At 31.6% G+C, this 13,894-nt stretch carries 12 protein-coding genes, 1 tRNA gene and 1 pseudogene; 4 read left to right on the top strand and 10 right to left on the bottom strand.

The window, feature by feature from the left end:
- Positions 1 to 4 precede the first annotated feature (4 nt).
- The 5 genes from ACQH1W_RS06100 to iscX all read right to left on the bottom strand — a co-directional run bounded on the left by ACQH1W_RS06100 (position 5) and on the right by iscX (position 5,607).
- Complete coding sequence (locus ACQH1W_RS06100) at positions 5 to 949, bottom strand: D-alanyl-D-alanine carboxypeptidase family protein (RefSeq protein ID WP_341762658.1); 945 nt, start codon at positions 947 to 949, stop codon at positions 5 to 7.
- 4 nt (positions 950 to 953) lie between these two features.
- A complete protein-coding gene (locus ACQH1W_RS06095) occupies positions 954 to 2,198 on the bottom strand; it encodes an AmpG family muropeptide MFS transporter (RefSeq protein WP_341762657.1) in 1,245 nt (414 codons plus the stop codon).
- Positions 2,199 to 2,208: 10 nt separating this feature from the next.
- Complete coding sequence (locus tag ACQH1W_RS06090; protein ID WP_375332749.1) at positions 2,209 to 4,812, bottom strand: AsmA family protein; 2,604 nt, start codon at positions 4,810 to 4,812, stop codon at positions 2,209 to 2,211.
- Between the two features lie 285 nt (positions 4,813 to 5,097).
- Positions 5,098 to 5,173 (bottom strand) — tRNA-Val (locus ACQH1W_RS06085).
- Between the two features lie 224 nt (positions 5,174 to 5,397).
- Entirely contained in the window at positions 5,398 to 5,607 is a 210-nt protein-coding gene (gene iscX, locus ACQH1W_RS06080) for a Fe-S cluster assembly protein IscX (protein WP_341747867.1), read from the bottom strand.
- Between the two features lie 220 nt (positions 5,608 to 5,827).
- On the opposite strand from iscX, the gene ACQH1W_RS06075 reads away from it, so the two are divergent.
- Positions 5,828 to 7,627 (top strand): Ulp1 family isopeptidase, encoded by a 1,800-nt coding sequence (locus ACQH1W_RS06075; protein WP_375332750.1) that lies wholly within the window; start codon positions 5,828 to 5,830, stop codon positions 7,625 to 7,627.
- 42 nt (positions 7,628 to 7,669) lie between these two features.
- Here the strand turns inward: ACQH1W_RS06075 and ACQH1W_RS06070 are convergent, their stop codons facing one another.
- From ACQH1W_RS06070 to ACQH1W_RS06050, 5 genes are all read right to left on the bottom strand, one after another.
- Complete coding sequence (locus ACQH1W_RS06070; protein ID WP_341762653.1) at positions 7,670 to 7,837, bottom strand: hypothetical protein; 168 nt, start codon at positions 7,835 to 7,837, stop codon at positions 7,670 to 7,672.
- A 26-nt stretch (positions 7,838 to 7,863) separates the two neighbouring features.
- Entirely contained in the window at positions 7,864 to 8,052 is a 189-nt protein-coding gene (locus tag ACQH1W_RS06065; RefSeq protein ID WP_341762652.1) for a helix-turn-helix domain-containing protein, read from the bottom strand.
- 158 nt (positions 8,053 to 8,210) lie between these two features.
- The gene (locus ACQH1W_RS06060) at positions 8,211 to 8,975 is read right to left on the bottom strand and encodes a CDP-alcohol phosphatidyltransferase family protein (protein ID WP_341761617.1); all 765 of its coding nucleotides are present in this window, start codon (positions 8,973 to 8,975) and stop codon (positions 8,211 to 8,213) included.
- Positions 8,976 to 9,012: 37 nt separating this feature from the next.
- The gene (locus ACQH1W_RS06055; RefSeq protein WP_341751576.1) at positions 9,013 to 9,708 is read right to left on the bottom strand and encodes a phosphatidylserine decarboxylase; all 696 of its coding nucleotides are present in this window, start codon (positions 9,706 to 9,708) and stop codon (positions 9,013 to 9,015) included.
- Positions 9,709 to 9,860: 152 nt separating this feature from the next.
- Positions 9,861 to 10,331 (bottom strand): RT0821/Lpp0805 family surface protein, encoded by a 471-nt coding sequence (locus tag ACQH1W_RS06050; RefSeq protein WP_341762651.1) that lies wholly within the window; start codon positions 10,329 to 10,331, stop codon positions 9,861 to 9,863.
- 114 nt (positions 10,332 to 10,445) lie between these two features.
- Here ACQH1W_RS06050 and ACQH1W_RS06045 point away from each other — a divergent pair, with 114 nt between their 5' ends.
- The 3 genes and pseudogenes from ACQH1W_RS06045 to ACQH1W_RS06035 all read left to right on the top strand — a co-directional run bounded on the left by ACQH1W_RS06045 (position 10,446) and on the right by ACQH1W_RS06035 (position 13,435).
- Positions 10,446 to 11,354, top strand: coding sequence for a cation diffusion facilitator family transporter (locus tag ACQH1W_RS06045; protein ID WP_375332751.1), 909 nt, complete (start codon positions 10,446 to 10,448; stop codon positions 11,352 to 11,354).
- A gap of 10 nt (positions 11,355 to 11,364) precedes the next feature.
- Positions 11,365 to 11,808: a nucleoside deaminase gene (locus tag ACQH1W_RS06040; RefSeq protein ID WP_341763442.1), complete on the top strand. Its 444-nt coding sequence runs from the start codon at positions 11,365 to 11,367 to the stop codon at positions 11,806 to 11,808.
- Between the two features lie 402 nt (positions 11,809 to 12,210).
- A pseudogene (locus ACQH1W_RS06035) lies at positions 12,211 to 13,435 on the top strand (multidrug effflux MFS transporter).
- Positions 13,436 to 13,894: the final 459 nt, after the last annotated feature.

The raw sequence follows: 13,894 nt of genomic DNA, 5'->3' as shown, positions 1-13,894 counted from the left end.
ATTTCTATAGTTTTTTTCTGTTTCTTACTTTAAGATTTGTAGCAACTTTAGTTGATTTTGTTTTCTTACCATATGTTCTTGATGGTACTGTTGTCTTGACTATCAATTTATCAACCATAGTCTTATTATTTCTAGGCTGGTCAAAATGGGTATCTAATAGTTTTACCATTTGCATATTTCTAGACTCAGCAGATTTACCACCAGTAACAATAGCAACCAAAGATTTATTTTGTCTAGTTGCTGCAGTAATCAAGTTATAGCCGGCTGGAATGGTATAACCAGTTTTCAACCCTTCAACTCCTTCATAAGTTTCATTTACTTTATTATGTCCTCGTACAATATTGCCTCTAAAAACAAAGTTGTTTCTAGAGAAGAAAGCATAATATTTAGGGAAATCTCGCTTAATAGCTATAGATAGTTTAGCAAGATCTCTAGCCGTAGTTTTCTGACAAGGATGATGCCATCCAGAAGCGTTTTTAAAATAAGTATCTTTCATACCAAGTTGTCTAGCACGAATATTCATCAAACGAGCAAAATTTTCTTCAGTACCTTTAATATTTTCAGCTACTACCATAGCTGCATCGTTTGCTGATCTAATAATTAGACCTAAAATAGCTTCTCTTACAGTAATAGTTTCTTTTTCTTTAAGCCCTAATTTGCAGGGCAACATTTTCTCTGCGTTTTTTGAAACATATAATCTTTGATTCATTGATAACCTGCCAGATTCTACCGCTTCAAATAACAAATACAAGGTCATTAATTTTGTCAATGAAGCCGGATATATTCTAGTAGTAGAATTTTTATCGTGCAGTATTCTACCAGTATTGTAATCTACGACAAGACTTGTTTGAGTTGGCGAAGACACAAGTTTTTTTGCAGCATAAACAGGACGCAGATTTGTACTGAATGTTATTACGCAAGTAAAAAATAGCAATAATCGTATTAACATAATTTTACGTTTTAGAAATCTTGTTATTAAGATAGAACAATATTATAAGTCCTGGCAAAGCTAGAATTATTGTTAAGATAAAAAAATTATCCCAACCCAACATTTTTACTAGGCTACCACCATAAACGGTGACTGTGTTATTAAATAAACTAGCACTACTGCTGAGCAAAGCATATTGCGATGCAGAATATTGTTTGTTACACAATATGCTAACATACCCAACAAGAGCAGTAGCCCCCATAGCTCCAGCAAAATTTTCTATAGTAATAGCAATGAAGAGAGCTTCAGAACTTACTGGTTGATGATTTAACCAAATAAATGCGAAATGCGTGATACTTTGTATAATTCCCGTTATAATCAGTCCTCTAAAATTTCCAAGTTGGTATACAACTATTCCACCAGCAAAAGACCCAGCAAGTGTAGCTAGTACCCCATAAAATTTAGTAATCAGTGCTATCTGTCCCTTTGTATAACCAAGTTCCATATAAAATGGCATACATACTACACCAAGCATAGCATCGCCTAATTTAAAGAATATTACTGCTAGTAAAATAGTAACGGCATATTTCCTAACAAGGAAGTCCTTAAAAGGGTTAATTACTATTTTTGTTAGTGACAATAAAGATAAAATATCAACACTTTCTCGTAATAATGTAGGTTCATTGACAGTAATTATAAAAATTGTTGCTACAACAAAAATTATACTCATAGCCACAAATGTAGCTGACCAATCACTTGTGGCTTCAGCAAAATACAAAGCCCCAGCTCCAGTAATCAGCATGCCAAGTCTATAGCCTAATACTGCTGTAGCACTTGCTATAGCTTGGGTTTCCTGATCAAATTTATCTATCCTAAGTGCATCAACACTAATATCAAATGTTGCTGACAAGAAACCAAGGCAAATAGTAAGAAAATATAGTAAAGTTAATGATTCATTAGGTAAAATTGTACTCATAGTGAATAGTACTAAAGATATTAGTATAGTACAAAGTATCAGCCAACTTTTTCTATGACCAAATTTCTTTAATAATGGTATATTAAAATAATCTACCAAAGGAGACCAAAAAACTTTTAGCGAATAGGATAGTCTTGCAACGGCAAAAGTGGTAATAATTGCAATATCAATATTAGAATCTTTAAGCCAAGCAACTAAGCTAGTGAATAATATAGCTAGTGGCATGCCACTAATTGCCCCAAGAACCAATATTTCGAATAGCCTATAATCTTTTAGAATTCTTAATAATAACATTTATTCTCCTTTAATTGGATTTCCTTCTGTTCTCTAAAGCCTTTCTTAGTTCAGTCTCATCTGACGTTTTTATGGGATCTAATATAGTGCCTGAGGTTTTTATTGTAAAATTTATAGGAGTATTTTGATTACTAGAATTATTTATATTAGGATTTAAGTCTACTATATAGAAAGATAATATTGAAGATAATACCATATCCAAATTATATATATTTATAGCTAATGATGCAACTCCGCTAGCATATTTTGTATTAAATACTAAGTCTTTCATTGTAACTATTCCATTTTTTAACTGAAGATTACCACGCAAACTATTCAATTCAGTTTGCCCCTGATACATAGATTTTGCTAAATCATCTTTTAAATACTTTAGACTATAGTCTTTATTATTAATTTTTTCTATCAATGAATCAACAGAGAAGTTACTAATCTTGGCATTTTTTACTACAAATTCTGATTGAGTGTTAAGCTCATACAATAATTCTTTTAAACTATTGCCATGAGTAGCAACTGTTCCATTTATGCTCATTCCACCGTAATTGTCTAGTAATCCTCTTGGCAAAATATTAGATAATTGAGCTAAATCAATAGAATTAAGTGCATAAACAAAGTTCAGAGTATATGGATTTAATAAAATATTACCTTCTGCTTTTAATTTACCAGAAAGTAGATTTGCTTCAAGGTTATCGATCTTAAATAAAGCATTATTATTTGCTAAAGCAAGTTTAACATTTTGTAATACTAGATCATTCTGAATTATTTTTGATAATGCACAATTTAATTTTAACTCTATTTTTTCTACGTCAAATTCATTCAATAAGTTATTTCGCAGATTAAGTAAAGATTTAGGGGTTAAAAAGTTAACATTAAGAGAGCCATCATTTATTGTAACTGTTAATTGCGGTTTAATGTTACTTGCTAACAAACTAGCACTAAGATTGATGTAATCACTATTGCTTCTTATATCAAGATTACTAATTCCAATATTACTTGGTGAGACATTTGCTAAAATATATGCTTTGCCAAATGAATTATTTCCTATAAGCAGATCATTTATAGTAATATCAAAATTACCTAAATAATCAGCTGTCCTAATTGGAATATATTTAGTTAAGTATGAGTCATCTTTCATATTCTCTGACAAACTTTTAGCAAATTTGATCATTGGTGAGATTATCGGGTAATCGTCTCTATTTAAATCAATCGAGGAAAAGTCAAGGGTCGCTATAAAATGCGGCATAGAACCAATAAATCTAGCAGTAATATTACCTGTAACTTTAGTGTTGTCAGTTTTTAACATAAGGTTTTGTAAATAAACATCTATTAAAGTTAGTTTTAAATCTGAAGATAAAATAAAAGCTGTAGGTTTTTTACTAGCTGCTTGTTTGTAACCTAAAGTATTTAACACAGAATTAAGGTCATTATGTTGCAAGTGAATTGTGCCATCAAATATACTTCGTACTGAGTTTTGGGTTACATTACCTATCAATTGAAAATTTCCTCCGGATTTTATTGTACCAGAAAAATCATTGACCACTAATACCCCTTTATCTAAATTAAATGAAAGTTTAGTATTATTTAATATCTCATCGTTACATAATATTATTTGGTCAACTAAAACATTCGTCATGATTGATTTATTATCAAAGATAAGTCTTAATCCAAAAACTGAATCACTAAATTGGTTAATATTGTTTGATGAAGTGATAAGTGATTTTACGTCTATTTTAGGAAAATATAATTTTATTATACTAGTAACATTGTCACTTCTGCTCAAATATACCCCTCCATTACCTACAAGCGAATTAGAGTCTATGGTTACATTTTCTAGCTTGAGCAGTTGCCCAGTAGGTAAGATATCAAATTTTATATTTACCTTTTCATTCTGATTAAATCTTCTAAATAAAGAATCTAAATCTGGCACTAGAATATGTAATATATCAGCTAAATTTTGTATTAAATATTCTGCTTTGCCATTTATTAGTTTAGAGTCTATATAGGTTTCTAGCAAGTGAAAATTATAATCATCATTAGAGATAGTAAGATCGAAATTTATTTGGTTGGTCTTTTTTTCAAAAAACCCAGATAAATTTCCTACATATCCTCCATCCCCTTTGAATGAAGTGCTATTAGCAATAGAGTTATTTTTAAATAAAGAGCAATTATTTAAAGTAAGAATAGGTTGGTTATTTTTATTTAGAATACTCAGATTTTTAACATTAAAATTTATATCCATTATATCATTTGTTATAAATGAACTAACTAGCCTATCATGGTTTATAATGTCAAAATCTTGTTCATCTGAATATATTGCGGCACTATATATGGTTACAGCACTAATTCTTGGTCTGAAAATTAATAGTGACCATGGGACAAAGTGAATTTCTATATTTTCTAATTCTAACTTCCCTTCCTCTTTTATGTGATCAATAATCAAATAAGGTATGGGAAATTTAATTATTTTAATTTTTTTTAGATTCTGAGGAGAAATTTTTAATTCATTAACAAGACTATTACTAGCGGAACTATAATCAACAAAGTTCACCGCAACTACTATAGTACATACTAACAACGAAATAGCAATAACAGTAAATATAATTACTTTTCTTATCATAAAATTATTATCTTCCAAGAACCAATATTACTAGGTATATATCAAAAACGTTAAAAATAAAAACTATATAATAAATATCTAACACGACGGGGGTAACAAACTAAGGGGTAAGGGGACTATTTTAACACTTTTGTAATATTTCCTCCCTCAAAACACTCGTTAAAGAGAGAAATTTTTTATACTCGTATTCCGGCAACTTTAGTGAAAAAACGGCATGTGATGGGAATACAGACTTTTTATTGCAATTTATTGCAATGATAAAAACCCTGAAATCCGAGAGATATATGGTGGGCGATGAGAGACTTGAACTCCCGACCGTCCCGGTGTAAACGGGATGCTCTACCAACTGAGCTAACCGCCCCTTCTTTCAATTTAACGCAGATAATGCCCTATCTCCCCAAAAAAATCAAGTTATTTCTGTAAATTATTTAGATTCTATAGCTAACCTAAAGTAAGGTCTATCTATTAGAGTATCTTAGATAGACCTTACTTTAGGTTAGCTATAGATGAACTACATGAGGTACAAGTACGTACATTCTTCGCAAGTATTTGTGATAGATCTTCTTCAAAGCAGAAGAGTATATATTAATCTTCAAAATTACTATCTTTAATCTCTTTCCAAGCCTCGAGAATTTCTTTTAACACTTCTTTATTTGTTTCAATTTCGTGGTCATCAAAATCACTCAATGATTTTATTAAGTCCTCAAGATCTTTTAGTGTTAATTCAGATATATCCTCATCGGAATAATTTTTTTCTAAACTTATAGCAATTTCGTCAACATCATGCCAATGCATTATTTTTACCTAATTATTTCCATAGGCAATTACTATTACCATCTAACTATCCCTCTACCAATTAAATAATATATTAGTGCAGGCTTATATATAGTATATTATTAAAGGGGGTGAGATTATTATGCAACTATATCTGTAAATTAGATATATAATTGATTTGTATAGACTTGTTTTTTCGTTTAAGATGATAGTCATTAGATATGATAACTTTGGAGTATGTATGGCAAAAACAGGTAAAAAAGAAAATAAGGTAAGGTTATTTAATATTAATGGTCATGTAGGTCAAGATACTCAGCAAAATATTATAGTGGCTAATTCTGACTTAAACATACCAACTAGGGAACTTAAATATAACATTCAAAATGGCAAACTAAATAAGGGTAATATAATAAGTGAAATATTGCATGAAGTTAAACAAGGAGAAACGCCTATACTTAATATTCAATATAATTCAAACATGGAAAAACCTATAGTTGTTACAGATGATTTAGCAGCATTAAAAAAATCAGGTATTCAAACTTGTTTTACCTTTGGTAATTATAATGCACATAATCAAACTTTGCCATATTATAACTACTGGTCACCTCTTCTTGCACAGGTCAATCACGTGTTTTTTGCAAATGCTAACGACCGAGCTAATGCGGTAACTCACAGACATGTAGAGCAAAAAAGAACTTCTTACATTCCCTATATCCCAGTTACAAATTTAATAGAGTCGGAAATTCTAAAAAGGTCTCCTAACATATTAGTGTCAGGGAAATTGCCTAATAAAGAAAGATTGACTGAGGTTATGCTTGCTACAAAAGAACTAGGCAAAAATACTAGAGTTATAGTAGCCAGCAATCCTTCATCTGTAGATGATGTGGCTAATATTATTGCGACCAAATTTGGTATCAACGACCCAAACCAACAATTAGGTATTAAGCTGGAAGTTGAGGAAATTTTAAAAGATAAAATTGGTGGGGCTAAAAAACTAGAGCATTACGTGTCACAGTTATCTCAACAATTCAAGAAAGATCTTAATACAGTAGAAATAAACCCTATTGATATATATTTTGACCTATCTGATCCATTGAGACTTCAGAATATTGCCAAACAGGCTAAATATACTATAACTCAAGGAGGCTCGGTCGAAAGTTTGACTAATGGTTGTATTCCATTAGCTCAAGGTCATGGGAAAAGGGCTGATATTGTTGCTGAAGTTAAGCAAAGGGAAACTGTTCCTGGAATCAACAGCTTAACTATTAAGGATATGCAAGAGAATTTAAATGAGTATAAACAAGAAAATGCTAAAAGAATTACTAATACCCTTCAGCAAGTAGCAGATGAAAGGGGGGTATCAGCTAGACAAAATAAGGTAGAACATGCATTGCCTGAGGGTAGCAAATTAACTAAACTAGATTATTTATATGACGAAGATGATATTAGCAATGTATTAAAAGCGTCTGTAGATCAAACAAAGGTTTCTATTATTACTCATGCTTCTATAGGAGAAAAAAGTTTATTAAAGGAAACTCTTGATCAAGCTGTATATAGTGATTTAATAGCAAATAACAAGGAAGCGGTTATTATACCCCTTAATACTGGACACGAACATTGGGTTAGTTTAGCAATCACTAAAGACAAGGAGGGGGGTATAGTGTTTACCTATAATGATCCTATGGGAACAAATATAGATCCAAGAGTGGATTTAGTAAATATGATTAAAGAAGTTTGTCCTAGTGCTAAAATAGTAGATTTACACACTAAGCAACAACAAAATGGTAAAGATTGTGGAGCTTTCGTTGTGGATAATTTAATTAAAATGGCAAAAGGTGAGGCAATTCTTACCACTGAAGAATCTAAAAACATAGGAACAACATTACGCCAAGCTCATGCAAAAACAATGGACCTTGAGGAAGTCAAGCAAAAAGTTAATACCATTAGAAAATCAATAAATACCTATCCATCTCGTCCTACTACATCTCCTCCTGCTATTAGGAACAATAGCCGTCCTAGAGAAGTTTGTCCTATCAGATAGTATTAAAGTTTTGGGGTCATACCCCATCAGGATAAGAGTTAGTTAATTCTTATCACGAATTAGCTTTAATATAAGGGAAAATGCATTCTTAAAGTGCTTTTGCGAATGCATTTTAAACCTTTCTCTTGGAATCTTAGAACTATAACGTTTAATCTGTTTACGATAATGACGTTTTAAATTCAACGGAGCTACATTATGTTTTTTAAGCATTTTTTTTCATCAACTTCACTTCTTTTTTAAAAAGGAAAGTTTTTGGGCTTACTACTAATATCACACAAACCATTTTTACCTAATACTTCATAGCGTTTGTACCACTTGCGTAATGTAAAGCGTGAAATACCATAATGTTCGCATACCTTTCCTGCATGCTCTAACTGTTTATATAACTTAATCCAACTCAAACGCAACTTAATCTTAGCATCCATTACAAATGACCTTATAAGTCCCTAACTTAATTCCTATTATAATTCGATAGACCAATTCTCTAGAGCATTCTAGTATACTATATTTATACTCATAGACTGTAAAAAGTAAGTCCTTTTCCTTGACTAACTTACTTGTCCCTAGTTATTATGCAACAAATCTAATAGAATTTCCTGCTAATAAAATAGCACACTGGTATAGATAACATATATATAAAGGCAATGGATGGTAACAAATACCATGGATATATAATAAGACTTATAATGATAACAGCAAATACCATCATCGCTAATGATAAATATTCGTGTTTTATATTAATATTTTTTGTTGAAAATGTTGGTAGGCTGCTGGCAAGTAAAAAAGCAATTACAACAATATATAAATTTATCATAATAGTATGTTTACGGATATTGATACCTAAAACGCTACTTACTTCAAAATCCAAAATCATTGGCATTAGAGCAAGTAAAGCTCCACAAGGTGCAGGCACGCCTGTAAAAAAATATTCTATTTTCTTATTATGTATCTCCTGAAAAATAGCAGTATTAAACCTTGCAAGCCTTAAGGCCATGCATACCATAAACAATAATATAGAACCCCATGAAAATACTTTATATTCATATTGTTGGAAAGACCATAAATATACAAGATAAGCTGGGACTACTCCAAAATTAGCAAAATCACATAATGAATCCAGTTCAGCACCAAAAGGACTGGTAGCATTTAGCATTCTTGCTATCCTACCATCAATTCCATCTATTATAGCTGCAACTAAAGTACAATATACAGCCTTTTCCCATCTACCATCTAATCCAAATTTAATAGCACTAACACCAACCACAAGACCCAATAAAGTGATAAAATTAGGAAGCAATTTTATAAACGGGATTGGTTTTGTTATTTTAACTTTGTGTATTTTAAGCAATTTATACCTGTATACTTATATTAAAGCAGTAAGAATATTACCTTTTTTCAAACTTAAGTTCAGATGTTTTCTTGATCCTAAAATCAGCAATAATAGTTTCTCCACCAACTGAAGTCTGACCCTCAGTGACACAAAGTGCAGTTTTAAGCGGCAGATAGACATCAGCTCTACTACCAAAGCGGATGATACCATACCTATCGCCAACCCTAACCTCAGTATCTTCTTCTAAATCACATAATATTCTTCTTGCTATTAATCCTGCTATTTGAACAAACGCAATTTTATGACCACTATTTGTTTCCATTAAAACAGACTGACGTTCGTTATATATACTTGCCTTATCAAGAGAAGCATTGAAAAATTTTCCTGGATTATAATGTAGGGATAAAATCTTTCCATTAGCTGGAATACGATTTACATGAACATTAAAAATATTCAAAAAAATGCTAACTCTAATCATTTCCTGATTACCAAGACCAAGTTCTAGCGGAGGAATTGCTTCAGTTATTTTTTGCACTGTTCCGTCTGCTGGACTGACTACTAGATCGTCACTAATAGGGGTAAATCGATCCGGATTCCTAAAAAAATATATACACCAAATCGTTATAACTAATCCTACATATCCAAAACTATTATGAACAGTAGAAAGTAAAAAAGTCACAACTGCAAAGCTTACGATAAATATGTAGCCTTCACGATGAATAATCTTCGAAAAATCACTATATTGCTTCATTCTTACTCTCTAATTTTGTTACGTTATCCCATTAATAAGGGGAATTTAAAAGTTGGGGGGCTTACAATAGAAACAATCAGGCTTAGTGCTAGCCTGATTATTATATTCTAAACGGGGTATAAAGATCAACCGATGATAAATTTTGATAGAGCTTAACGCACAATTTCCCATTGACCATCTGGTCTACGACAAGCTTTCCCATAAACTTTTTCTTGCTTACCACCCACAACAGCTACCTGAGTATATTCACGGCAATACTGACCACTATCGTCTTTGAAAGCTTTGCTTGGTGTTACATACCCGTAATTACCACTATCTGGGTTACGCCACTCTACACTCTGACCACTAGGAGTAGCCTCTAATGCTTTCTGAGAACTTAGCTCTGCCAATTTCCTATCATGTTCATCCATAGTTTGACCAATTTGACCACCAATAAGTGCACCAGCTAAAACACCTATACCAGTTGCGGCAAGACGACCAGTCCCTTTACCAAATTGTGATCCTAAAAGTCCGCCAGCTACACCGCCAATTAGCGTTCCACCACCTTGTTTATTCATACCAGAACAGCCGTGTAACATTGTTGCTGCTAAAATAATTGCTATAATTTTGCATGTTAAATTCATAAAAACCATATGTTTAAGAGTTACGTTATTTGACGCACCCTAGGGTTAGTATATACTATACACTAATATATACTAACACTAATACATTTTATACTATAAAATCGAAAATTTTATATGACTAATTCAGAACATCAAATTTTAATCAAGTCCTCATCTTATTTGTCTTTTAGTATAGCTGTATTCATTTTATTTATTAAATCTTATGCATGGCTAGTAACTGATTCTCAATCTATTCTAGCGTCTTTAATTGATACTATGCTTGATATTTCATCATCTCTTATTAATTTGATTGCTATTCGTTTTTCACTGCAGCAACCTGATTATCACCATAGATTTGGTCATGAAAAAATCCAAGATTTAGCAATTTTTTCACAAGCAGTATTCTTTGTTGTTTCGGGTTTATTTATGGGTTTTTCTTCTTTAAGGTCTCTTATTGATGGATCAGTTCCAAGCAATATAGAATCTGGCATTAATATACTATATTTGTGCATTATCCTAACTGTTATTTTGGTGGCTTATCAAACTTATGTGATAAAAAAAACTAGTTCTGAAATAATCAAAGTAGATAAATTACATTATTTTACAGATTTACTAACAAATGTTGGCGTAATTGTTTCTATAAAATTAAGTACTCATTTTTGGTTTATAGATTCATTATTTGGCATTGGTATTGCAATATATATAATATATGCCTCTTATGCTTTATTCAGAAAAGCTTTTAAAAATCTTATTGATGAAGAAATGCCTGAAGAAGATAGAAAAAAAATTCTCTCAATAATTACTAGATTTAAAGAAGTAAAAGGTATACACGAAATGAAGACTAGATATGCTGCAAGTAAGCCGTTTATACAATGTCACATAGAAATGGACGGAGATATGTCATTGTATAGTTCTCATTATATTAGTGATAAAATTTATATTGCATTGTTATTAGAGTTTCCAGGTGCAGAAATAATTATTCACCTAGATCCATATGGTTATGAGGAAAAAGTGAATTACCGTGAAAACATCAACCAAATTTAACAATTTCTTCATGGAGGAGGCTTTAAAGCAGGCACAACTTGCTTTTAATGAAAATGAAATTCCGGTAGGTGCTATTATAGTTAATAGAATAAGTAACAAAGTTATTTCAAAGGCTCATAATATTGTTGAACAAACAAAGAATCCGCTACTCCATGCTGAAATTATCGCAATAAATCAATCTTGTCAAATTCTATCTAGTAAGAATCTATCAGACTGTGATATGTATGTTACTTTAGAACCATGTACAATGTGTGCTGCTGCAATATCTTTCGCTAGAATAGGCAGATTATTTTATGCAGCAAATGACCCAAAACAGGGAGGAGTTGAGAATGGTGGGCGTTTCTTTAATAGTAAATCTTGTTTTTACCATCCTGAAATATATAGTGGTTTTTCAGCAAAAATTTCTGAGAATTTAATGAAGGAATTTTTTAAAAAAGTCAGATCACTGGAATAGATAGGGTATACTTAAATGATTTGGAGGATTGGATTTGAAAATGAATGGTGAGCAAGCGGAGTGTACATATAGTACCATAACTGTTGAAAGTTAGTAAATACAGCTTCCCTATACGTCTATTGGCGAGGAGACCGTAGGTCGACGAAGCAATCCAGTAACATCATTTATCTATAGATTGTTTCCTAGATTGCTTCGCTTACGCTCGCTAATAGACGCTGTGGTATAGGTATTTGTAAACTTTCAACAGTTGTGGGGTGACATCCGAAGGTGCAGGGACACCCTAGGCTATTAAACCAATATCTTACATCAATATTTGAGGTCATTTAGCATCCAAAAATTTTGTGTAATGTTCCAAAATTTTAATGTATAAAGGACAATATCTGCAACTAATGGGAGTTATTAATGAAACTAGATAAAATTGAGAATATCATAGTCGCACCACTATATATTATTATATTAATTATTGCAATATCCCAATTAAGTGAGACTATTTATGCTCCTTCCCTTCCTGACTTAGCCAAAGATTTAGCAATTAGTGCTAATTTAGCAGAATACACTCTGACTATTTTTTTGCTTGGCTTGGCTGTTGGTATTTTAATATGGGGTAATTTATCTGATTGTTATGGGCGTAAACCTTGCTTACTTACAGGATTTTTGATTTATGCTTTATCGTGCTTCATTTGTTATTTCACAGATAATATTAATATATTACTGGCTGCAAGCTTTTGGAGTTAGTGTTGGATCGGTATTAGGGCAAGCCATAGCTAGAGATGCAGTAAAACCAGAAGAGCGTGGTAAAATGTTCTCAACGATATCTATTGCCATGGCGTTTTCTCCTGCTATAGGACCAGTTATCGGTGGTTTTGTTATAAAATTTTATCATTGGTCGGCGGTATTTCTTGTTCTGATAATGATTGCAATATTTATCATGCTGTTAATATCAGTTAAACTTCCAGAAACTAACCTAAATCTTAGAACTGAACGTTTGGTTATTCCACTTTATAAAGAATGTTTTGGTAAAATGATCAAAGATCCAAGATTGCTTGGTTTAGCATTTTTAATTGGAGCAGTGAATGGTATTTTATTTGGCTATTTTACTGAAGCACCTTTTTATTTTATCTCAGGACTAAATATTTTAACTTCATCATTTGGTATGATATCATTTTTTATATGTATTCCCTTAGCTTTAGGTGGGCTTATATCCAAAAAGATGCATAAACTGCAAAGAACCTCTGATAATATTATTTTTGCAGCTATTAAGGTTATGTGTTCAGGATCTCTACTATTCTTTTTATCTAGCTATTTTAATCTAATTAATACAGAGAATGTGACAGGGTCTTTAGTACAAACTTTAATATGGCTAGGTATGATTATTACTGGTATCACTATGATAGCTACAAATTGCTTAAGTCAAGCTTTGGAAAATTATGGCAAATTTGCTGGCACAGCAGCTTCGCTTTTTGGTTTTATATATTATGTAATTGCCACAAGTTTTACAGCATTAATGGGATATATGCATAACGGATCATTGACACAATTACCATTATTCATGCTGATCACTTCAATTAGTATGATGTTAGTGTTTCATATTGTTATTAATAAGCAGCAAATGGCGAAGAATTATTAATTCTTATATCGATACTTGCTTTGTTATAAGGAAAAATGCACTCTTGAAGCGGCTGACGCGACTCATCTTCGAGACGAAAAAGTGCTTGAAACGTCTAAAGAATCAGGTTTGCAGTGGTTTTAGCATGAAGTTTGTAGTCATGTAAACATCACTTTTCTACTTGACATACTAAAAATTAGTCAACATAATGCTTCTTATGTGTATTACCATTGTTTTGTTTCAAATAAAAACTCTTGTCATTAAAGTACACTTTTATCAGTATTTCTTTATTATAAAATTCCACAGGTGAAAAAATGTAGTCAGTAACGAGAATTTAATTCTATACTCCACTCGTCGCATAATACTAACGTTCTATAGCATAATTTCTGCTCATATTTATCTCGAAGATGAGACGCGAGTGCATTTTAACTTTTTTCATCATTCAATATGTGATTTTAATTATTAAAATCACATATTGAA

Source organism: Candidatus Tisiphia endosymbiont of Stenodema calcarata, from assembly GCF_964030695.1.
Classification (GTDB): domain Bacteria; phylum Pseudomonadota; class Alphaproteobacteria; order Rickettsiales; family Rickettsiaceae; genus Tisiphia.
This window is presented reverse-complemented; position numbering and strand designations above follow the sequence as displayed.